General features: G+C 67.9%; 20 protein-coding genes. 18 read left to right on the top strand and 2 right to left on the bottom strand.

Going from position 1 to position 22,346, the window contains the following annotated elements; translation table 11 throughout:
- Positions 1–199: 199 nt before the first annotated feature.
- The 16 genes from ACIBK5_RS16025 (at position 200) to ACIBK5_RS15950 (ending at position 12,750) form a co-directional block, all read left to right on the top strand.
- Complete coding sequence (locus ACIBK5_RS16025) at positions 200–439, top strand: hypothetical protein (RefSeq protein ID WP_399019988.1); 240 nt, start codon at positions 200–202, stop codon at positions 437–439.
- 25 nt (positions 440–464) lie between these two features.
- Entirely contained in the window at positions 465–929 is a 465-nt protein-coding gene (locus tag ACIBK5_RS16020) for a DUF6197 family protein (RefSeq protein ID WP_399019986.1), read from the top strand.
- A gap of 93 nt (positions 930–1,022) precedes the next feature.
- Positions 1,023–2,795 (top strand): ParB N-terminal domain-containing protein, encoded by a 1,773-nt coding sequence (locus tag ACIBK5_RS16015; protein WP_399019984.1) that lies wholly within the window; start codon positions 1,023–1,025, stop codon positions 2,793–2,795.
- Between the two features lie 66 nt (positions 2,796–2,861).
- A complete protein-coding gene (locus ACIBK5_RS16010; protein WP_399019982.1) occupies positions 2,862–3,284 on the top strand; it encodes a hypothetical protein in 423 nt (140 codons plus the stop codon).
- 135 nt (positions 3,285–3,419) lie between these two features.
- Entirely contained in the window at positions 3,420–4,637 is a 1,218-nt protein-coding gene (locus ACIBK5_RS16005) for a hypothetical protein (RefSeq protein WP_399019980.1), read from the top strand.
- A 412-nt stretch (positions 4,638–5,049) separates the two neighbouring features.
- Positions 5,050–5,499, top strand: coding sequence for a hypothetical protein (locus ACIBK5_RS16000; protein ID WP_399019977.1), 450 nt, complete (start codon positions 5,050–5,052; stop codon positions 5,497–5,499).
- 534 nt (positions 5,500–6,033) lie between these two features.
- Complete coding sequence (locus ACIBK5_RS15995; protein ID WP_399019975.1) at positions 6,034–6,285, top strand: hypothetical protein; 252 nt, start codon at positions 6,034–6,036, stop codon at positions 6,283–6,285.
- Positions 6,286–7,068: 783 nt separating this feature from the next.
- Positions 7,069–7,491 carry a DUF6409 family protein gene (locus tag ACIBK5_RS15990; RefSeq protein ID WP_399019973.1) on the top strand — a complete coding sequence of 141 codons (423 nt, stop codon included), beginning with the start codon at positions 7,069–7,071 and terminating at the stop codon, positions 7,489–7,491.
- Positions 7,492–7,744: 253 nt separating this feature from the next.
- Positions 7,745–9,136 (top strand): DUF3560 domain-containing protein, encoded by a 1,392-nt coding sequence (locus tag ACIBK5_RS15985; protein WP_399019971.1) that lies wholly within the window; start codon positions 7,745–7,747, stop codon positions 9,134–9,136.
- A gap of 74 nt (positions 9,137–9,210) precedes the next feature.
- The gene (locus ACIBK5_RS15980) at positions 9,211–9,861 is read left to right on the top strand and encodes a hypothetical protein (RefSeq protein WP_399019969.1); all 651 of its coding nucleotides are present in this window, start codon (positions 9,211–9,213) and stop codon (positions 9,859–9,861) included.
- Between the two features lie 61 nt (positions 9,862–9,922).
- Entirely contained in the window at positions 9,923–10,348 is a 426-nt protein-coding gene (locus tag ACIBK5_RS15975; protein WP_399019967.1) for a DUF6197 family protein, read from the top strand.
- A 43-nt stretch (positions 10,349–10,391) separates the two neighbouring features.
- Entirely contained in the window at positions 10,392–10,790 is a 399-nt protein-coding gene (locus ACIBK5_RS15970; RefSeq protein ID WP_399019965.1) for a DUF6181 family protein, read from the top strand.
- Complete coding sequence (locus ACIBK5_RS15965) at positions 10,787–11,374, top strand: DUF6349 family protein (protein WP_399019963.1); 588 nt, start codon at positions 10,787–10,789, stop codon at positions 11,372–11,374. The genes ACIBK5_RS15970 and ACIBK5_RS15965 overlap by 4 nt, the downstream gene beginning before the upstream one ends.
- A 220-nt stretch (positions 11,375–11,594) precedes the next feature.
- Positions 11,595–11,873: a DUF6211 family protein gene (locus ACIBK5_RS15960; protein WP_399019961.1), complete on the top strand. Its 279-nt coding sequence runs from the start codon at positions 11,595–11,597 to the stop codon at positions 11,871–11,873.
- A 44-nt stretch (positions 11,874–11,917) separates the two neighbouring features.
- The gene (locus ACIBK5_RS15955; RefSeq protein WP_399019960.1) at positions 11,918–12,571 is read left to right on the top strand and encodes a hypothetical protein; all 654 of its coding nucleotides are present in this window, start codon (positions 11,918–11,920) and stop codon (positions 12,569–12,571) included.
- 2 nt (positions 12,572–12,573) lie between these two features.
- Positions 12,574–12,750: a hypothetical protein gene (locus ACIBK5_RS15950; RefSeq protein ID WP_399019958.1), complete on the top strand. Its 177-nt coding sequence runs from the start codon at positions 12,574–12,576 to the stop codon at positions 12,748–12,750.
- Between the two features lie 92 nt (positions 12,751–12,842).
- Here ACIBK5_RS15950 and ACIBK5_RS15945 read toward each other — a convergent pair whose 3' ends face one another.
- Positions 12,843–13,037: a hypothetical protein gene (locus ACIBK5_RS15945; RefSeq protein WP_399019956.1), complete on the bottom strand. Its 195-nt coding sequence runs from the start codon at positions 13,035–13,037 to the stop codon at positions 12,843–12,845.
- Positions 13,038–14,069: 1,032 nt separating this feature from the next.
- Here ACIBK5_RS15945 and mobF point away from each other — a divergent pair.
- Positions 14,070–18,503: a MobF family relaxase gene (mobF, locus tag ACIBK5_RS15940; protein WP_399019955.1), complete on the top strand. Its 4,434-nt coding sequence runs from the start codon at positions 14,070–14,072 to the stop codon at positions 18,501–18,503.
- A gap of 1,637 nt (positions 18,504–20,140) precedes the next feature.
- Here mobF and ACIBK5_RS15935 read toward each other — a convergent pair.
- Entirely contained in the window at positions 20,141–20,290 is a 150-nt protein-coding gene (locus tag ACIBK5_RS15935; RefSeq protein WP_399019953.1) for a hypothetical protein, read from the bottom strand.
- Positions 20,291–20,485: 195 nt separating this feature from the next.
- Between ACIBK5_RS15935 and ACIBK5_RS15930 the strand changes: the two genes are divergently transcribed.
- Positions 20,486–22,192: a DnaB-like helicase C-terminal domain-containing protein gene (locus ACIBK5_RS15930; protein WP_399019951.1), complete on the top strand. Its 1,707-nt coding sequence runs from the start codon at positions 20,486–20,488 to the stop codon at positions 22,190–22,192.
- The last annotated feature ends 154 nt before the right edge of the window (positions 22,193–22,346 follow it).

Here is a 22,346-nt window from a genome sequence, read left to right as displayed (position 1 = left end):
GCGTAGCGGGCCCGGCCCCCCCCCCCCCCCCCGTGGCCCCCCGGCGCCCCCCCCCCCCCCGGGCCCCCCCCCCCCGGGGCGCCCCCGCGCCCCACCCCCCCCCCCGGGGGGGGGGGCCCCCCCCCCCCCCCCGCCCCGCTCGGTGCGGTTCATGATCAGCCGTGCCCCGGCATGCCGCAGAAGCCCCGGAGGGTAAGCCGTGAGAATCGGCAACCACGAAGTGCTCAGCTTCCACACCAACCGCAAGACCGGAATGCGCACGGTGTTGCTTCACAACGGAGACGAATGGGTGACCGCCGTCATCCCGAAGTCCTTCGGCCCCAACCCGTCCGAATGGTGGCAGGGCCATTACCACGGCGAGGACTACGACACCGCTAAGCAGGACTTCCTTGAGTGGTCCGAGCTGAACCACGCCCAGCCCGCCGTCAGCCCCTCTTAGCCCTTCGTCTTTCCAGGAGGACGCCATGCCCCAGCGCCGGACTGCCGCCACCCCCGCCCGCATCCTCACGGCCGCCGCCAACCACATTGAGCGCGTCGGGCTCTACCAGGGTGACCACCTCTGGCAGCCCGGCCGGTTGGCCGACGATGCCCCGTGCACCGTGCTGCATGCGTGGGAACGCGGCGTGCGCTCTGTCCGGCCCCGCTGGTCCGTACGCGGGGAACCGTGGGACATCTTCCAACGCGCCCTGTTCGACTCCCTCGTGGTGCTCAGCAACCAGGTCAACGGCCGCCCCGTGTCCAGCGTCCGGTGGCGAAATCTGCGGCTCACGGAGGACGCCTACCGGCGCACCCTCCTGTGGTGCTGGGGGGACGAGCCCGAGCGGACCACCGCCGAGGCCGCCGCCATGATCCGCACCGCCGCAGCCCTGCACCCGAGTGACGGCGATCACAGCATCCCCTGTTGCCCCACCCTCAAGAACATGGTTTAATTAATGGTATCGGAAGGGGGAGGGCAACCCTCCGACCGACACCCCCACTGGGCCGAGCAGCCCGACGAACTCTCACCAGGAAGAGAAGGACCGATGACGAACACCAAGACCCCGGCCGGCGTCCAGACCGCACCTGCCCCGTGGCCGACCCTCGCCGTTGCTGAGCTGGCCGCGCACCTCGGCAACGTCCGCGACATCGACGCCCCGGCCGATCTGCTGGCCGACGTGAAGGCCAACGGCGTCATGGAGCCGCTGTACGTCGTGCGCACCCACGGCGACGTGCCGCAGATCATTGACGGGTTCCAGCGGCTGGCCGTCGCAGTCGCCGCAGGGCTGGAGGCCGTTCCGGTCACCCCGCGCCCCGTGATCCGGATCGACGCGCTCACCCCGCACCCGAAGAACGCCCGCGAAGACCTGGACCTCAACGTGCCGTTCGTGGAATCCCTCCGCACCGAGGGGTGCCGCATCCCCGTCAAGATTCAGCGCCTTGACGGCGGAGTCCTCCAGGTCAACGACGGAAACCGCCGCTACCACGCCGCGACAGACGCGGGCCTTACCCACCTGCCGTACGAGTGGGAGGACGACGCCCGCGACGCGGCGGGCCAGTTCCTCGACATGATCACGACCGCCCAGCACCGCAAGAGCCTGAGCACTTCCGAGATGAACCAGGCGATGTTCAGCGCGGCCGAGGCGGGAGCGCAGGTGGGCCGCATCGCCAAGGCCGCAGGCGTGCGGCAGAAGGACGTCAGGACGCTGGTCAAGGTCCGGTCCGACGAGAAGCTGTCGGCCGCAGTCAGCGGCGCGAGCAGCTATGAGTGGACGTTCGAGCACCTGGCCGCGCTGTCGGAGTTCGCGAACGACGCCGAAGCGCTCGCCGCGATCACCGAGGCCGCAGCCGACGATGACGCCGACGAGGGGGACGTTGACTGGGCCATCGCCGTCGAGCGGACCAAGCGCGACAAGCGGACCAAGGCCGAGGCCCACCGCGCGGAGCTGGAGGCGGCCGGGCAGAAGATCCGGGACGCCGAGGAGCTGTCCGAGCGCGCCGTGCCCGTGTGGCGACTGCGCGGTATCAGCGCCGAAGAGCACGCCGAGTGCAAGGGTCTGGTGTGGGTGTTTGACGAGCGGCGGGCGGACCGGTACGAGCCCTACTGCTCTGCCCCCGGCCTGTACGGGCACACGGTGCCCGAGGGCAGCAGCGCCACTGGCGGGACGAAGACCGCCGCCGAGGCCGAGGCCGAGCGCGCCGCCCGCGCCGCCGTCAAGAAGGGGAACATCGACTGGGACGCGGCCGAGGCCCTGCGCCGGAAGTGGATCACCGACCTGATCAAGCGCCGCAATCTCCCGAAGGCAACCACCAACACCCTGATTGGTCACGTGAACAACGCTCTGCTGAACGGCAGTTGGGGTATCTCCGACGACCTAAACAAGGAGGGCACCACCGAGATCCTGGCCGAATTCCTGGGCCTCACCCCCGAACAGGCCAAGAACAGGGGCAGCTTCGCCGGGCACGTCGCCAAGGACCCCCGCAGGGCCCCGCAGCTCCAGTTCGCCGCCATCGCCGCCGTCCGGGAGAAGTGTGCGAACCGGTCCGCGTGGAGGACGGACAGCCAGCACGCCCCGTGGACCCGGAAGCCCACCGGCCGCTGGTTCCAGGTGCTCGCGTCCCTCGGATACCCGCTCACGCCCATTGAGCAGTCGGTCGTGGACGAGGAGCCCTACGACCCGTCGAAGAAGAAGCTTCGCGCGATCACATCGGGCAGTGAGCCGGAGGCCGAGCAGGAGCCCGGCACCGCCGAGGAGACGGGCGAGCCGGAGGCTGAGGAGGCCGACGACCCGGCCAGCGACGACGAAGCCGCCGCCTAACCACCTCAGCCGCCCGACGCCGGGGGCGGGAACCCTCCCGCCCCCGGCCACCCCAGGAGTCCCGCAGTGACCCGTACAGCTCTGTCTGAGACCCACGCCGACGACCACGGTTGCGGATGCGTCCCCGCCCCCGCCGAGCCCGACCCCGGCACCACCGCCGACATCATGCAGGCCCGCGCCATCGCGTCCGGACTCGCAGAGTTCGGCATCGGGCTCGCCCGCTGGTCCGCCGCCTACGATCACCAGGCCGCCGCCGTCGTCCTGCGCGTGGACACCCCGCGCGGACTGTACGCGCTCGCCATTCCGGCCCCCGGCCAGCCGTTCCCCGTGCGCCACCGGGGCGAGCGCATCGGAGCACTGGACTGCCGACGCACGTACGGCACGGCTGACAGCTACACCGCCGCCCTGTTCGCCGCGTTCCTGCGTGACCGCGCGGCACTCGACATCCCTGGCCGGGATGCTTGCCCCACGCCCCAAAACATGGTTTAATTAATGGTGTCGGAGGGGGAGGGCAACCCCCCTCCGACACCACGGTCCGCCAGCCGGACCGACCCCGGCCGTACGCGGAGGGCGACCCGCCCGGCCGGGCCCGCGATTCCTCTCTCACCAGCAGGAGCACCAACGATGACCAGCGCAGCCATGCGTTTTTCCATCCCCGCCACAGCCCAGTCCCACGTCCATCAGCTTGTTGAGGCCACCAACGCCCGCGCCGCCGTCCACCAGCTCACCGCATACACGCTCGATATTTCCAAGCCGTTCCTGGCCGACTACCACGACATCGACGGCCGCCTGATCGGCCAGCGCCCCACCGTCACCGTGACGATCTCCGGTGATATCCCCCGCCACCATGGCTGGACCGTCATCGCCCGCCTGGACCATGACGAAGAGGGCGAGACGCTCACCAGTCTGTTCCCTGGGCTGCCCGAGCAGGAAGCCGAGGCTGCGCGCCAGTACCCCGCCATCGAGAACCTCTGCCACGGGTGCGCCGTCGCCCGTCACCGCACTGCCACCTACCTCGCGCGCCACGACAACGGTGAGATGCGGCAGTTGGGCACGACGTGCGTCGAGCCGTACACCGGTCTGCCGATCAAGGGCCTTGAGGCCCTCTGGAGGTTCGGCACGCTGAAGGACTCCGACTGGGACGGCGAGGAGGGCGGCATTCCGGCCGATCTCCGCGTCCCGGTGATCGAGGTCCTGCGGGTGACCGCCGCCATCGTAAAGACCGAGGGCCGGTTCCACAGCCGGTCCGAGCAGTGGAAGAACACCCCGCCGACCGCCGACGGTGTCGAAGCGTACTTCTTCGACCGCAAGGCCCCGATGGACTGGCGGGCCGCCATCGACGCCGACTCCGACGCGCCGAGCACCGCAGCCGCCGTCCGGGCGTGGGCCGTCCAGGGATACGGCAGCCTCTCCGACTACCGCCACAAAGTGGGCCAGTTGGCTATGAGCGAGACCGTCGACCCGCGCCACCTGCCGACGCTGGTCTCCGCCATCGCGGGTTGGTACCGCGACCAGGAGAAGGAGGCCACCGAGCGGGCCGCCCAGAACTCCCGGCCGCAGGGCACGGTGGGCGAGCGGGTCACCACTGCCGCCACCGTCACCACCGTGATCGAGCTGGAGGGCCGGACGTACGGCTACCACGCCCAGCGCCGCCGACTGGTGAAGTTCCAGGACGGCGACGGCAACGTGTTCGTCTGGTTCAGCTCCGCCGCCGACGTCCCCGACCAGGGCGACGAGGTCGAGCTGACCGGCACGGTCAAGGACCACAGCATCTACGGCGAGACCGCACAGACCGTGCTCACCCGGTGCCGCGTCGCCGCACGCGAACCGGTCGCCGCGTAGCAGCAGCCCCGGCCGGGCGGGAGCCACCGCCCGGCCGGACCCGGGCCGCCGGGCCGTGGGGTGGTCGGCATCGAGCCGACCACCCCACACAGCGCCCATCACCGAGCAGGGCCGCCCACGTCGGTGGCCGACACCGACCACCGGGCGCCCACGTCGGTGGCCGACACCGACCACCGGGCGCCGTACGAAGGGCGTCCCTCCGGGACGGCTCAGCCCGGCCCGGCTCACAGCCGGCCGGAACGTCCGGGCCGCGGGCGGCCCTCCCGTCCCATCCGGGCGCCGGCCCGAAGGGCGTGCCCTTCGGGCACGACGGCACTGTCCATCGCGCTCCGCACGATGACGGGCGGCACCTCCCCGACGCCGGTACGGAAGGCCGCCGACCGCACCACCGAGATCCCGAGCAACACCCCCCATGCCCGACAATGCGCCCGCCGTCCAACCTCAGGTTGCCCCGGCAGGAGACCCGTCTCAGCAGACCTGCCTCCAGGTCGCCCGGCAGGCCGCGATCCTCGCCGCCACGGCAGCCGACGACGCCATGACCGCCGTGTGCCACAGCCGAGCCGGTGTCGTCGCCCGTCTGGAGGCGGTCATGCACGCGACCCACAAGGAAGCCGTCGAAGCCGAGGGGCACGCCGACCGCGCCGAGCGGTACGCCGACGACCCCACCATGCCGAGCAGTGCACCCTTGTACTGCGCCCGTGCTGCCGTCGAGCATGCTGTTCGGGCTCAGTCGGCTGCCGGAGTCGAGACGATGGCCGAAGACCTGCGGGCCGAGTCGGAGCGGAAGTTGACGAAGCGGGTAAGGCACCCGGGGACCATGCCGAACAACTTCCTCGCCGAGGCACTGCGCCTGGGCCGGTAGCTCCTGCGCGGTGCCAACGTATTTGTCCGATGTAAGGCTGGGAAACGTTGTCCGGGTGTTATCAACACAGGTGGCGGTTTGAGTATTTGACATGCACTCAGGCGTTGCGGCGGATGATCAATTCGGTGTCGCCTATGTCACATGCGGCGAGACTTTCTGAAGTTGCGCTTGGCGCCCCGGGCGCGCAATCTAGTTGTTGTGACGACGTCATTCGGAGGTAACTCCGTTGGCGGAGTTGCGAACTGATTCCACGAAACCCTTGATGCACCCATCGAGTTGATCAAGGAATCCGCTTCCCCAATGAAAGGAGATGGACAACACCACGCGATTGGGCGGCTTGGTCGTCCCAGCCCCGGCACAACTGGGGCGGGTTGAGCGAGCTGCTGGGGGTCTGGCGACCAGCCTGACCCGATCTCGAAGAGAGCCGAAGACCACGGCTCAAGCTCAGGGCACGACTTTCGACGGATTCAACGGTCGAATCTCATGTCCCGAATCTTCGAAATCCCACCCCGCCAAAGGGCGAGGAGGGTCCGCGTGGTGCAGAAAGGGAAAGTTGTGGGAGAAGTAATTACCTTCGCCGTTCATCTCTTGCATCCGCTGGTCGTTTTCCTGGAAACGATCAAGTGGAGTTATAAGGGCTGGAAGTGCGTCAACCGCCCTGCCGTCAGGGATCAGCCTCCGGTTCCGCAACTGCCTGAGCAGTCGGCGCCGGCACCGGCCGGATCCATCGTCATCCCGCAGCCCAGGAGCGGGACCGTCGTGATCATTGTTAAGTCCGACGGTTGAGAACTCGACTCCCCGACGAGCCACGCGGGGGGACCAGCGAGGCCCGGATGCGCGCCGCACGCCACGGCGCGTATCCGGGCCTCACTGGCGTCTCCCCTGGAATGCAGGGCCGGCCCCGCCTCGGGCCAGTCACCCTGGAGAGCCCGGCGGTTCGGCCGGGGAGGGGAGATCACCTGACGGCGGTCGGATGTGCAATGCCGTCTGGGTCGCAGCAATGAATGCCCCGATGGCGGTTTCGAGAGCGGACCAGGCATCGCTGTATGCGCCCCCGAGGCCATCCGCGATGCCCTGGTGAACCAGTACCGCGACCGGTACCACGAGGACCCCGAGCGCTCCTGAGGGTTCGACTTCGCCCAGGAGTCCCCCGACGATGCCGTCCGCATCCTGCTGTACGGCCACGCGTGGCGACGCATCGCCGAGGCGGACGCCCACCTTCCCGGTCAGCACGCCGCCGAAGTCGCCTCGGCCGCACACGTCGCCGCGCTCATCCTCGGAATCACTCCGGGCCCCGCCGTCATGCCGCCGCTCGCCGGCATCGTCACCCAGGACAGGAACCCCCCGGTGCGCGAGTCCGCCGTCCGGGCCATCGAGACCGTCCGGGCCATCGCCCGCGCCGTCGCGACGGCCGCCGAGCGCCGCCGCGAACTCGTCATGGAGGGTTGATCTAAACCAGATAACATGGTTTAATTAATGGTGTCGGAAGGGGGAGGGCAACCCCCCGACCGGCACCCCCGCCGGGGCCACACGGCCCCGGCGGAACCTCTCACCAGACAGGGACACCACATGCTCACCACCGCACCGAAGCCGACCGTCCGGGACTTCCCCACCGCGACGCTCGTGATCGGTGGCCCCTGGTTCCGGGGCCACCAGCTCGACACCCGCCCCGCCATCGTCGTCGGCCCGTTCGGCGGGCCGGAGTTCGCCGACGAGGCCACGATGGCGGTCGTCTGGTTCTTCACCCTCGGTGCCCCGCAGCCGGGCGACAGCGTCCAGGCGATGTTCCCGCACGAGCTGACCCCGCTGGACGACACGCTGACCACAATGCACGGCGACACCTTCCGAGACATCGCCAGCAGCCTGCGCCGGGGACGGTTCGCCTACGACGAAGGGGACGCGCTCCGCGCCGCCGTCCGCCAGGCATGGCGCCAGCGGACCGGACTGGCCGACGCCGACCCGGCAGCCCGGCACACGCTCCACCGCAGCTGACACCACGGCCCCGCCGGTCCGGGGGAGGGCAACACCTCCGGACCAGCAGGCCCCCAGCACACCAGCGGACACGCCTTCGGGGACCGCAGCGGACGCGCCCCGCGGGGGCGCCCACGGCCCCTGTCGTCGCGCAGGCGCGACGACCCGCGAGCCGTTCGTCCCACACGGCCTGCGCCGGTGGTGCAGCGCCGCTGCCAACGCACGGTCCGCCCTACGGCCGGACCACGAACTCTCACCAGAAAAGACCAGCTCAGTGACTATCGAGATCACCCACACCCGCCGAGAGGGAACCCTGATCGAGGGGACCAGCCGAGGCGACGGATCGGCCGAGATCCTGCGGCTCCGCGAGTACGGCCGCACTCAGCGTCAGCCCTTCCGCTGGAGCAGGAACCTTGACTGCTGGTACCTCCCCCACAGCCGCGACCACGCCACCTACACCCCCTCGCTCGAACTCCTCGCACAGCGACTCCGAGACGCGGGCTTCCAGGTCACGCTGACCATCGACAACGCCGACCGCCGGAGCTTCAGCGAGGCCGAGGAGGAGCGGGAGGAGAAGGCCGAAGGTCGGGCGGAGAGGTTCAGCGGGTACGCCGCCAGCGCCGCCCAGAACTCCGAGGCCGCGTGGAAGAAGAGCCACGACATATCCGTGCGGTTCGCCTCCGGTCAGCCGATCCTCATCGGTCACCACTCCGAGCGCCGCGCCCGCCGCGATCACGCGCGGATGGACAACGCGATGCGCAAGAGCATCGACGAGCGCGACCGCGCCGACCAGTGGACCGGCCGGGCGCAGGCCGCCGCGAACTACGAGCAGTTCCGCAAGAATCCCGGTCGCACGCTCCGCCGTCTCGACAAGCTGCGGGCCGACCTCCGCGCCGTCGAGAAGTGGCAGCGCGGCGAGTCCGCCAAGGGGTACTCCCGGAGCCCGGCGGATCCGGAGCTGAAGATCGAGCACCAGGAGCTGACGGAGGAGATCGAGCACTGGGAGCAAGTCATCAAGGACGCCGAGGCCGAGGGCTTCAAGGTGTGGTCGAAGGCCGACTTCACGCGCGGTGACTTCGTTCTCTACCGAGGCACTTGGTACGAGGTCCTGCGCGTCAACCCGAAGTCGGTGACGATCCCGCACATCCACAACGGCACCGGCAAGCGCATCGTGCGCGCCACCGGCAATCGGCACGATGACTGGACCTGGACTGCCCCCTACGACGACGTGTCCGGGCGCAAGAGCACCGACGAGATGCAGTCGCCCCAGGCGGAGGCAGTCGAACAGCAGGAGCAGGCCGAGCCGGCCACGCCGAGCAAGGAGCCGGTACCGGCGGAGCAGCCGACTCCCGCGGTGGCCCACGCCGCAGGTGCGAACCGGCAGGACGGCATGGTGCTGGTGCTGATCGCCTCGAAGAATTCCCCCCGCCCCCGCAAGCGCGCCCTGTGGGCGATGACCCGTCGTGAGGCACAGGCCGTGTGCGGCGACCCCCGCACATCCGGCCGCTCCTACATGCTCACCTGGACCGACCGGCCCGGAATCGAAGGCACCGACTGGGAATGGGTGCCCGACAACGGCACCCACGCCCCGGTCCTCGAAGAGCTGGGCATCGCCCCGTGCCGTCAATGGACCGCCGCCCCGCAGGCCCCGGCCGAGGCCGCGTAACCACGCCCCCGCCCGTCCTCGGTGACCGAGCACGCCGGGGTCGGGCCCCTCTCTCACCAGAACAGGGCCCCACCATGACCACGCAACTCCTCGGACGACCCGCGACCATCACCGTCCCCGACACAGAAGCAGCCAGGCTGATCCTCCCCGCAACCCAGGGCACCACCACCGTCCCCACGTACCGTGTCGGCGCCCCCGACATCCAGTGCCGATACCCCGTGATTGTGGGCGAAGACCAGGTCATCGGCCGCGCCTACCGGTGGCACCGTGACTGGCTCGTCCTCACCACCGTGGGCGAACACAACCTCCGTCGCCCGCCGAAGGGGACACCCGGCACTGAGATGGCCGCAGCGCATCTCGCGCAGGAATACGCCGCCGGTCGGATCGGTGCCGTCCCCCTGAATCAGGTGCTCGCCGAGGCACCCACTCCGCTGTGCGGGCCGGTTCCTCTCCTGCACCCGCGGATGCCGGTCAACGATCGCAACATCGAGGGCGCGCAGATCGCCTTCGCAGGGCTCCGGGCCCACCACTGGCGGGCCGTCCTCACGGGGTTCCCCGGCAGCGATAACCACTGGTACCTCAGCTGCGAATTGTGTGACTGGGAAGGCCCGAAGTTCTGGTCGCACCTGCGCGGGCGCAACGGAGAGCCGCCGAGCCCGCGCCGCCACAAGGGCGGGTGCATCGGAGAGGACAAGGTCCGACGGTTGATCCCCGCCTACCAGTAGCAGCCCCACCGGGGGCGGCGGCAGCGCGCCGTCGCCCCCGCCCCTCCCGAAGGACAGCACCGTGCCGACCCGCCACACCCTCGAAAGCATCGTCATCGCGGACACCCCGGCCGCCATCCTGGAATGGGCCGCCCGCCACATCGAACACGTCGGCATCCACCAGGGCCCGCACCTGTTCGCCGGCCCTGGCCGTACGGCCACACTGCCGTGCTGGCCGCGCGGCGCCCTCCAAGTCGCCGCCGGCCACGGGCGAGGAGCTGCCAGCCGGACGTACGACTGGGACCGGATCGACCGCGCCCGTGACCAGGCGTTCGCCATCCTCGCGGAAACCCTCACCGCCCACCCTGTCGACACCGACGACCCCACCGCCGCCAAGGCCCTGCATCGCGAGGCCATCGACCGATGGAGCGCCGAGCCCGGCCGCACCGCCGCCGCCGCCCGCGCGGTCCGCGCCGCCGCCGCCCGCGCCGAGCACGCCCTGTTCTGATACCCGACGCCCGCCAACAGCCCGAGTCATCGAAGGCAGCACGATGGACGAGACGACAGAACACCGCAGCACCACCAGGAAGCCGAGCCGCCGAGGTGCCGCCACCCCCAGTCGGGACGGCGTCCATCGGCTCAGCGTGCCCCTCCACCCCCGGCTCAGCGCGACCGAGCTGATCCGCGTACTTCTCGCGGCCCCGGGGGAAGCCGACCTCTCCGCCCTCGACCCGGTACGGGTCCGGTCGCTCATTGCCGACGTGCTCACCCAGCACGGCTATGACGTGCTCGACCGGTCGCCGTACTACCCGGAGCTCGACCGCCACCAGGACGCCCGCCGCGCGGTACGACGCGCGTACGGGCCCCGGTTCCTCGACGCTCCCGACGAACAGACGGTGCTCGCCGACCCGCTCCGCGAAGTGCTTGCCGCCGGAAGCAGACAGCCGTGACGGCCACCGCCGCAGAGCCGATCGGAGCACGGGCACGGCAGACGTACTACTGGCGAGTGCGCAACGCGCGGACGCGCCACCGCCCCGAGACCGCGGGACAGACGTGGCACATCCAGCCCGGCCACCCCGGCGGTGCGTACTGCGACCTCGGCCACAAGCTGGACCCGCCCGCACACCACATCCCCACCCTGCTCTCCCGCAGCCGGCCGACCAGCCGCCGGAGGAACGAGCAGGAGTTCCGCGGCGGGTGTCTCGCGTGCGAGTGGGAAGGCCCCGTGCACTCCGGCGACGGCTTCGGGGGCGGGGACAACGAGGCGGTGGAGGACGCCCACGACCACGCGTTCCCCGGCTGGAGAACGCTGCCGCCGATCACCACGGTCGAAGACCGATGGGCCGTTCTGCAGAGCCGGAGCCGCTGGGCTCAGCTCACCGCCCAGTACCCGGCGGAATGGGTGGACCAGGGCGCCTCCCTCGTGGCGTGGAGACGGCACCGCCGCGAAGCCCACGCTCCGCCGCACGCCGGACGCCCCGCTACGAACTCCGCATCACCCGGCCACCCAGCGACCGGGGGCGACGCCCCATAGATCAGGGGGCCCTCTTCTGATGGCCATTGTCCTCCGGATCAGGGCCCCACCCGCTCTACCCAAAGGTGGTTTAATTACTCCGCCCATCAGTCGGAGCGGGCAACCTCCGACCGGCAGGGCGCCCCCGGGCGTCATGCTCCCCAGACAACTGATGACGGCCAGCGCACAAGGGCAACAAGGCGCTGGCCGTCGGTGTCTCTCTCACCAGAAAGACCACACCATGCTATGTGACCGACACCCCGACTGTCCCCAGCCCGGCGACATCGCCCAGCTCACCAGGGGTAACAGCATCGGCGCCGAACCCACCGACACCTTCGTCATCGTCGAGGACTTCCCTCCGACCGGCCGGCACCTCGTACTCAACCTCCCCGTCGACCACCCTGGCCGAGCCGACTGGGCCGCCGCCGTCCCCTTGTCCGCAGTAGCCACCCTCACCCGCCTCGAACCGGAGGGCAGCCGTACGTGGGCGCCGGCCCCGGACCCGGAGGACATCCAATGACCGCGTCGAGCGGTCACGCCCCCTATCAAGAACAGGAGGCGACCGTGTCCCGCAAGACCGGCCGCACGCTCTACTCACGCGCGGACCTGCGCCAGGTCCACGGCATCAGCGAGCCGACGCTTCAGAACCTATGGACCGACCGGGAGAACAACGGGCACCCGCCCGTCGCGGACACCATCGACGGCGTCATGCACTGGGACGGCGACGTGTGGGCGACGTGGCACCACGAGCTTCAGCGGCAGCGCGCCGCCGCCAGCACCACCAACCCGCCGAAGCTCGACGGCGACCCCGAAGAGATGGTCGGCCCCGCCGAAGCCGCAAAGGTCTGCGGGTTCGCCGACTCCACCACCGTCTCCCACTACGTGAAGAACCCGCCCGAGGGGTGGCCCGATCCCGACGACTGGGACGAGCTACCGACCCGGCGTCGGCCGAAGTGGAAGCGCTGGAGGCTGTGGCAGTACCTCGCGGACCGAAAAGGCCGCGGCCACGCCGGCGGGCGGCCCCGGGGCCGCCGAGGACTGGCCTATCCCTACCAGGGGGACGAACGGCTCACACTCGCGCGGCAGGCACTCGCTGCGAATCCAGGCGCCAAAAACGCCGACCTCATTGCCGAGTTGCAGGGGCAGACGGAGAAGACGTACTCCCGTACGGTCTGGAACCTCATCCTCAAGTCCGCCCGAGAGCACCCCGAGGAGTGACCGTGACCGATGCCTCCTGCCCACGCTGCGGCGGCCCTCTCAGCGAACGCCCCGCCCGCACCCGGCTGACCGTCGACCGTGAAGTACAGATCTGCTCCGCGTGCGGATCGGACGAGGCCGTCAGGGAAGCGACAGGCCGGGCCCCGGTGCCGTTCGGCGAATGGCCGATCGGCCGGTAGCAGTCTGGCGCAGATCTGCTGCCGAGGCGGACCCACGAGGTTGGAGTCCGCCCCGGCAGTTCAGTCCCCGCTGCGGTTGGAGGCCGCCTACCTCACGACAGCAGGATCACCAGCACACCGAGGGCGATGGTCATCGATCCCGCGAAGGTGCCGGCGCCCCAGCTCAGGGCCTGGTTCCCGGCCCCGCCCGTCGCGTACGCGAGGAGCGCCGCAAACAGCGACGCAGCGAGCGAGAGAAGAACTGCGACCACCACGAGCAGCACCCTCGTGCGAAAGTCCCAGCGCATGAATCCATCCTCTGAAGGGCTGCCGCCCTGGAGAGGGCTAAGCAGCTAGCGTCATGGTCGTTTTGTGAGCCCATGACGAGAGGCTCGGCGCACCGGGAACGATCGGCGCGGCCAGACGGAGAACACCGCACGGCGACGCCTCGTTCGGTGGGACACTCCGGGCGAAGCTGTACCTCGGGCCGATCAGCGGACCAAGAGCCGCTAGAGCAATGTCCCTGATGGCCAGAACTTGCTTCATGACATCCGCGAGTGCCGCTTGGGCACGGCAGAGCGGGTCATCAGACCAGGGGGGCTCGTGACTAAAGCGAAGGGTGTAGTCGGTCGTGCCGCCCAATGTGACGTATTCGAGGATGTCCGTCGTATGCCGAGCCCAGGCCCAGCCGGGCCGAGGTGAGGAGGGGTGGACTTCGTGGTCGAAAACGATGCACGGGAGCCCTGTGTCCTGCTCTGCGGTGGCACGCAGGCGACCACGAAGACGCCGACTCTGAATCGCGTCATCGGCGATCTCTGCGTTCAGCGCCCGAAAGACTGTGAGGACACGATCGGCCGTCAGAAGATTCGAAAGCGCTCGGGACTGCCCATCCCTCACGGCTAGGCGGCTCTTGCCCGCGTCCCATCCGCAGGGACGGGTGATGTACCAGCGAACATCCTCAAGGTCCTCGTCCCCTGCGGCGAAGAACCTCGGATCCTGTGACGCTGCGGTCGCCAAGACGGCCCGCATGTGGTCCACCAGGGGGTGTTGCCCCTCAACACCGGTGTCCCACGCATCCATGACGGCAGGCTACAACGAGCCTGACACGCGAGCCGCCCTTTTCAAGCAAGCCGAGGTAACAGCCTCCAACCGCCGACGCCTTCAGCCGCAATGCCTCCAGCCTCGTAGCTACGAGCCCCAGGAGAAAACCCCTGTTCAGCACACCAATTCCATGTCCGAAGGACCAAGGTATCGTCACTTCGTGACGATACAATCAGCCAAGATGACCGAATCTGACCGGATGAGAGCGGGGGGTGAGCGGGACGATGGGATGGGTGACCATGATCGGCCCATCCGACGAGCAGGTTGAGTACCGCCTTACCGGCGGCCATGGATGCGGGAAGTCCGTGGCGGTCGACGCGGTCCCTCTTATCGCAGCCATCGAAGCCAAGGCTGAGGCCGACGGTGCCCCCGTCGCCTCCCTGCTAGCCAACCGCGAAGCCAAGCGCGCCTTCTTCCGCGCCCGCGGACACCTCCGCAGCAAGGGCACGGCGCGGTTCGCCGGGTTCGACGCCGTCGAAGTCGCCGCCGCAGCCGGGCTCGACGCCCGCGACCTCTACGGCGAACAGGCCCTTCCCCCACGGCCCGCCGACGGACAGGTGGACTACCACCTGGACGCCAGCGAACGCCCCCTGGTCTGGATCGGCGGCGGGCTCACCGAGTTCGACATCACCCCCGGCAGCGTCCTCGCCCCCGAGCAGTTCCCGGCAGCCCGGCGCCTCATGCACGGCGAAGACCTCCGGACCGGACAGACCCTCGTGGACCCCAAACTGGCCATCGCGCCGGCCGCCAAGCTCCCCGCCGCACCGCTGGCCCGCGCCATCCGCCGCGCCGCCGCCGCACGCAGCGTGAACCCCGCTTCCCTGCTGGACTCCAAGCGCAAGCAGGACGCCTTCCGCCGGATGGAGAGCCAGCTCAAGCGGTTCGGGGAGTCGCACCGTGTCCCCGTCTCCAGGGTGCTGAAGCTCGCTGACGCCGTCGGCATCGACGCCGTCGACCTCTACGGCGAAGACGTGATGGAGAAGGCTGTCGCCGCCGAGGCGGGCGGCCATCTGGACGCCCGTGCGCTCCTGCGCGCGGTCGAGGCCCGCGCCGCCGAGACCGGCCAGCAGCCCGTGGACCTGTTCGACGCCGTCTCCATGAAGCGCCGTTACGCCCAGACCGAGGGCGAAGGCGCACGTCGTCTTCGCGATCTGCCGATGGATGTGCGTGAAGCCGTGGCGATGGCCAAGGGGGCAGGACTCGCGCCCGAGGACGTGTGGGACGCCGAGGAAATCAAGGCAGCTCTCCTCGAAGGCCGCGTGCAGGTCGGCAACTTCGGTGCCGACGTCACCTTGGACTTGGCGAAGTCGAAGTCCGCGTTCCTCGCCTACGCGCCCGAGGAGATCGCAGCCCAGGTCGAGGGCATCTACACGGCCGCCGGCCGCGAGTCCATCGGAGCCCTGGAACGGTGGACCGCGTACGCCATGCGCGGCCACCACGGAGACGGCAACGAAGCCGAGACAGTGAAGACGAGCGGGTTCTCCGGCTGGATGATGGTCCACCGCGCCGCCCGTCCCGTGGACGGCGCCCCGTACGGAGACCCCCACTTCCACCTGCACTTCACCCTGGCCAACATGGTCAAGGGCTCCGATGGCAAGTGGTCCACGATGGCCAGTGGGGGCCGCGACCTCCACCGGCACACCCGCGCGACCCAGTCCCTTATGAACGCGCGCATCCGCAGGGAGCTGACCGACACCTTCGGCATCAGTTTCCGTCGCGAGGAGCGGACCGGCGCATGGGAGATCGCAGCGATCCCCGAGTCCACCATCAAGCTCTTCAGCAAGCGAGACAGCCAGGTTCGTGACCTGCTGACGAAACTCGGCATCGACTACGCCAGCGCCACGACCCGCGAGCGCACCGCCGCCTCCACCGCGTCCAAGGCCGCGAAGAACGGCGAAGCCGCCGGAGCCGAGGACGACGTACTGCGCGCCTACTGGCAGGCCGAAGGCCGCGCTGCCGGAGACGACCCCGACGCCATCACAGCGAGCGCGATGGAGCAGGACCGAGCAGGCCAGAACCCGTCTCTGGACGAGCTGTGCGTCCAGGTCTTCGACCCCAAGACCGGTCTGACCAGCCACTCCAAAGAGTTCACCCACGCCGCCGCCATCGCCGCCGTGCTGGACACCCTCCCGTACGGCGTCGCGGACGCCGCCGAAGCCGAACAGCTCACCGCTTCCGTCCTCCGGCACGCCGGGTACGCGGTCCAGCTCAACCCGAAGGGTGCCCAGCACTTCACGCACGCCGACCGGTACACCACGGCGGATGTCGTGGCGGCGGAAGCGCTGATCATCTCCCAGGCAACTGATCGGCGCGGCACGCAGGCCGCCGTCGTCAGCAGCGACACGGTCGACATGACCTTGTCCACCGTCGAGGCCCAGCACGGTGGCACCTTCGCATTCTCCGACGAACAGCGTGCCGTCCTCGAACGGCTGCTTACCGCTGGGCACGGAATCGACGCCGTGGTGGGCATCGCCGGTTCGGGCAAGACCACGATCATGGACACCGCACGGCAGGCGTGGGAGGCCCACGGTCTCGTCATCGCCGGAGCGAGTACAGCCGCCGTCGCCGCCGCGAACCTCAAGGCCGAGGCGGGCATCGAGTCCCGCACCCTCGCGTCGTGGCGCACCGGCATCCGTACCGGTGGTCCCGGTCTCACCGGCGTGGACGTCTTGGTCGTGGACGAAGCCGCCATGTGCGATGACCGCGACATCGCCGAACTCCTCACCCACGCCGCGGAAACCGGCACGAAGGTCGTCGGTATCGGCGACCCCAAGCAGCTCCACTCGCCCGGCATCGGCGGCAGCTTTGCCGCCGTGCACCACAACGTCGGCGGACTCAGCCTCAACGAGAACTTCCGGCAGAAGGACATGGTCGAGCGCCGGGCCCTGGAACTGTGGCGCGACGACAACCGCGTGGAAGCCCTCCGTACCTTCGCCGGAACCGGCCGGGTGCACGCCCTCGCGGACAAGGACGCCACCCTGGCCGCGATGCTCACCACCTGGGCCGACAAGCGCGCCACCCACAACGACGACCACACCGCCGTGCAGCAGCTCCTCATGCTCGCCGCGACCAACGAGATCGTGGAGGAACTGAACGTCGGGGCCCGCGCCCTGAGGAAGGAGAACGGCGACCTCACCGGTCCCGAGTACGTCTACACGCTGCCCGGTGGTGGCGAGCTGGCCCTGTCCATCGGTGACCAGGTCCTCCTTCGGATCAACGACTACCGGGGTAAGAAGTCCAGAGGCAACAACGAGGACGTGTTGAACGGCCTCCGCGGAATCGTGCGGGCCGTGGACGAGGAACGTCGGGCCCTGGTCGAGTGGCGAGAGAAGACGGCCGACGGTCACCGTGACGTCGCCGAATGGGTCGATGCCGACTACATCGCGCAGGGCGGACTCAGCCTCGGATACGCGATCACCGGCCACAAGTCGCAGGGTCTCAGCGTCCAAGAGGCCCTGGTCTACGGCCCCGGCGCCCAGGCGAACGCCCTCTACACGATGATGTCGCGGGACAAGAAGGAGACCCACCTCTTCCTGCCGCTCTCCGTCTACGAAACCGACGCTGACCGCGCCCGCCACGGTGACGCACTCACCGAGCAAGAACAGCTTGACCGCGCCGTCGCCGGCCTCGTCCGCGAGATCGAGAACGGCACTGAGGAACGGATGATCCTCACCGAACTCCCGAAGAACGCGGTCCCCGCCAACGTCCGCCAGGCCGTAGCGGATCTGCCGATCCCACGCGCCCCCGGTGCCGGAGAACCGCGTGACGCGAACGCCCTCGAAGAGGCCGCAGAGCCCGAGGTCCGATCTACCCCGTCCGAGGCCGGGCGGCACGAAGAGCTGACCACTCCTCCTGAAGCCGTACCGACGGTTGACCGTCCGTACGCCCACCTCAGCAACTCGGCACTGCGCGACGCAGCACGCAAGGCGGCGACGGCAGCGCGCGCCACGAGCACGGCGGCCGGGAAGACGGAGACCGCCGCCGACCGTGCCGAACGGGAGGCTGCTGCCGGATCAGGCCCCAACTCGCTGGCGCTTCAACGTCGTCATCAGGACGCTGCCGAACGGGCTGTGGCCATCCGCGAAGTCCGATCGCTGGACGGCACGATTACGGAACGCACCGACCGACTGAACGCCACGCAGGCCCGTATCGAAGATCTCGAACACCAGCTGGCCGCGACGGGCCGCTTCGGGCGGTCGGCGCTCCGCAGCGACGAGCGTGCTGCGGTCGAGGCGGACCGGGAGGCACTACTTCGTACTCGTGAGGAGACCGTGCAGGAGCTGGAGCAGATGAATACACGGCTCCAGGAAGTTGCCGAGCCGGCCGGACTCGTCAGTGAACACGAAGCTGTGCTGACGGAAGCGGACATGCCGCAGCAGGAGAAGGCCGCGCTGCTTCGGCGGGCCAAGGCCAAGGACAATGAGGCAGCCAAGCAACTTCGGGCCGAGGCAACCAAGGCCCGTAGCCGTACTCGTGCCAGCGATTACCGAGTGACCAGCCTCCAGAAGGAGATGACCCTGCGAAGCCAGCGCACCGATCTGCACGCCGATGCAGACGAGGTTTCGGCTCCGTCGTCTCCACAGCTCCAGTCTCCGTACGCCAACCACACGGGAGTGCAGTACACGCAGGTCAGTCCGCCGCCAGACCTCTCGCAGGACGCACCATCCGTCTAGACCGCGTGCCACTCTCTGGGCACCGGGACGAAACCCCGCGCTCAGAGATGCGGAAGGCTACGGAGCCAGAGCGGAATCGATTCAGCTGGATCTCGCCGTCCCGAATGTAGACCATCGCTCCAATTGCGAGAGCTGGGAGGTCGAGCAGGACGCGAGCGCGAGTCATCGTCGGTGGAGCGGCTGTCGCTTGGGCGTTGCCCAGGACTCGTGCTCCTGCGCGAACGTCGCGGTACGCAGGCTTGGTGCTAAGACGTCATCTCACTTGGTGAGTCTGCGGTAGCAGATGAGGGTGCAGGCGATGCTGGCGAAGGCCAGGAGCGCAAAACGGTGTCATTCAGGCTCTCCTTGCTGGACGACCATGAGTCTCCGTTCGCCGCACACAGCGGTCTGGACTGCTCGGCACTCCAGACCGCTGTGTGCGGGCGGCGCGCGAGTGGGCGCTCGCCCGAGCTGCGTCAGCTCAGGGCGAAGGGCTGCCGCCTGGTGCTTCACTGTCAGTCAGGCCCGGTTCGGCAGCCGGCTGCGCTTGCTGCGAGCCAAGCCGGCTCCTCCTGAGTAGCGGGATGGAGACCGCCATAACGGTTGCGGCTGTGCTCACTGGCGCCGCAAGGTGCGGGAAGATCCACACGATGGGGACCAGACTCAGTGAAAGGATCATCAATAGGTAGAACGACCGTCCGGCGCGACGGCTCTGTGCCCTTGACCGACCGCGTAAGGTCATGACAACACCTTCTTCCTTCCTTCAATGCCTGGGGGTGGGTGTTGGAGCGACCTCCCGATGGCGCGGGGGGTCGCTCACTCAGTTGAGGGTCAGGGCGATGGTCGTGGCTAGAGCATCGCCCGCTGGTACGCCGACCTGGCAACTTCGGGTGAAGCGTCTGGTTCTGAAGCGTTGCACCCGTCGACCAGGTGCGGAAGTGCGCCTTGTCGCTGTGGCCAATCCACGTAGGGTGCGCAGAGTCTTCGGCCCCCTTTCCGCCCAGGTCAGATAGGGGTTGGGGGGTAGTTCAGCCGGGGGATGTCCGCTGGGTGTAGGTTGGCTGAAAAAGTGCGTCGCTTGCCTGGCTCTCTCGCTCCTTCCGTGCAGGTGACAGCGGTAGCGGGCGGGTCAGAGTGCGCAAGTCTTGATCCGCTCGTGTTGGCCGGGAGGCGTTTCTGCCTTCCCTTACGGGAGTGGCCTCAGGTGCGGTCAGCCTGGCCGACGGCTGGAGCGGCAGGCGCCCATCGCATCTCTGCCTCCAGCACGCGATGGCTAGTGAAGCCCAGGAGGCTCATTAGGGGCGCGCAGGCGGACATCCGACGGACAGCTCGGAGGATCACGTTACCCAGTAGTGAACTTGTGAACGCCATCGAGGCGCTCGCTCGCAAACGCACGAACGGCCCGGCCTCGCGTTCCAGCGATGCTGGGCCGTTCGGGGGCTGCCAACGCATGACTTGCGGGGTTGGCATTCCAAGGTCCTCTGCCAAATCCCACGACCTCTTCGTCCCGAACGCGATCAGAGCCTTCGCGGCCGTGCTGCTGAGTGACTGGCCTGCACGTGTTGGCGCCAGAGCTGTCCATGACCGTCCGGGACGGTCCGTGTGGCGCTACCTCGTTTGGCCCCCTGTTTGGCCCCCTGGACCGTCTGAGGGCGTGCTCATCTGGCCCACGACAGGGCTGCCATCAAGAGGCCGTTAAGCACGACCGTCAGCGTGACTTGCACGACAGTCACGACGACCGTGCCCTTGATCTGGCCGACGAGCTGTCGGCGTTCGGTGCTGACTGCTTTCTTCTGGCAGCGACGCATGCCCTTCCCTTCGAGTGGGGTGATGGTTCCAGCGTCGGCGGGTGCGGGGACCAGGTGTGCAGTCCGCGCCAGAAGTAGACACTTTTTGTTTCAGGCAACTCGCTGAACTGCACCGCTCTGACGTGCGAAGCTTTGATGGAGACACTTCGAAACACTCTGGGGGGCGTGTTGGATACGGGACGGGGCCGGCGTGGGGTGACGTTGCCGGACGATAGTGAGGTGCCTGAAGGCCCACACCGGCAGATGCTTGTGCGCATCCATGACGTCTACGCTCTAGCGGGGCGGCCGAGCTACCGGGATATGGCAAGTGGCGTCAAGAGCGATGACCGAGCGCCAGCCACTCTGAACTATCAGGCGATTGGAAAAATACTCAAGGGCAGGAAACTTCCGAGCCCTCGTCAGCTCGTCAGCTTGGTGACCTGGCTATCCCGTGAGGCAAGCGCGTCTGGGCAAGACATGGGCAACCTGGATGAAGTGCTAGCGCAACTTCAGAAGTTGCGCGAGGAAGCGCACCGGCATGCCCTCGGAATCCAGCTCGATTCCAAGGAGGCTGCGGAGGATAGGCAAAGTGACACGACGAATATTCCTTCAGTCGTCACGCAAGGAATTGCAAGCGAAAGGAGGATGCTTAGCTGCATGCTTCAGTCGAAGGATGCGATTGCTGATGTCGTGGAGTTGGTAGTACCGATAGACTCGGTATTCACCGATGGGTTGCATGTGGAGATCTACACCGCGCTGCTTCAGTTGTACGCGGATGGTGTTGACATCACAACAGGATCTGTCGCTCAAGTCGTCGGGGCGCGAAATTCGACGTTGACAGGAATACGCGATTACGTCGACGGATTGTTGCGTGAACGGTCCGATCCGCGCGAAGCGGAATCCCACGCCGAACGTGTGGTTAGATTGGCCAAGCTGCGTCGGGTCGCATCTATGGGAGAGAGTTTCACTGCGCTAGCGCAAGATGCGAGTCTGAGTGCTGAGGGTCACGATATGGACTCTCTGGTGACGACTGTCGAAAACGAAGTCATCTCATTCATGAATGAGATGGCTAAAATTAGTACGGTCAGCTCCGTCCTGGGCGATGCCCTCGATGAGATGGACGCCGATACGGCCCACGGGGTTGCGCCGACGGTGCCATCAGGCTTCAGCGGGCTTGACTCGCTTGTCTCCGGATTTCGGCCGGGAGAGCTGACTGTTGTTGCTGGCGCCTCGGGTATCGGAAAGTCAACCTTGGGTCTCGACTTCATTCGATCCTGTTCCATCTCTCAAAGGCGGACTAGTTACTTAGTGACCTTGCAGATGGGCCGCAAAGAGATGGCGATGCGCATGATGGCGGCTGAAGCGCGCGTACCTCTGGAACGCATGCGATCTCGGACGATGAACGATGAAGAATGGACGCGCCTAGCCCGAGTTATGCCGCAAGTGAACAGTGCGCCTGTCTGGATGCAGGACGAGGCCACTTACACCCTCTCTGAACTAGTGCAATCCAGCAGGCGCCTGAGTTTCTTCAATGACTTACAACTCGTCGTGATAGACAGCCTGGATCTGTTGTATGTGGATCGTCGCAGTATCTCGCTGGAGCTCGAACGTGACCTTGCAGTGATGGGGCGAGAGCTGCGCAACTTGGCGAAAGAGTTGAATGTTCCAGTTGTTGCCCTACTCCAGATAGACCAGCCATCCATGGTTTACGACGGGTACGCTCGGCCTGCGATGCGTGACATTCCAGGAAGCTTGGAACGTTTTGCTGATATGGTCGTTCTCCTCTATCGAGAAGACGCGTATGAAAAGGAGTCGATTCGGGCTGGAGAGGCTGACCTGATTGTCGCGAAAAATCGCAGCGGAAGAACTGGGACGGCCGTAGTAGCTTTCCAAGCCCACTATGCGCGGTTCGTCGACATGTGAGGGTAAAGGCAGGTGTTTGCTGTGTGGTTTTAGATTCCGCATCGAAACCTGACGGCCGATTTCGAATCTCGACTCGCAGAGAACCTGCTCCGCTGATGTAGCGGCGGCTGCACTCAGCATGCAGGCCGCCCGCCCATCCCCGATGCTGGGGATA

Source organism: Streptomyces sp. NPDC050546, assembly GCF_044457425.1.
Classification (GTDB): Bacteria; Actinomycetota; Actinomycetes; order Streptomycetales; family Streptomycetaceae; genus Streptomyces.
Note: the sequence above shows the minus strand (reverse complement) of the source record. Positions and strands in the feature narration are given on the sequence as shown.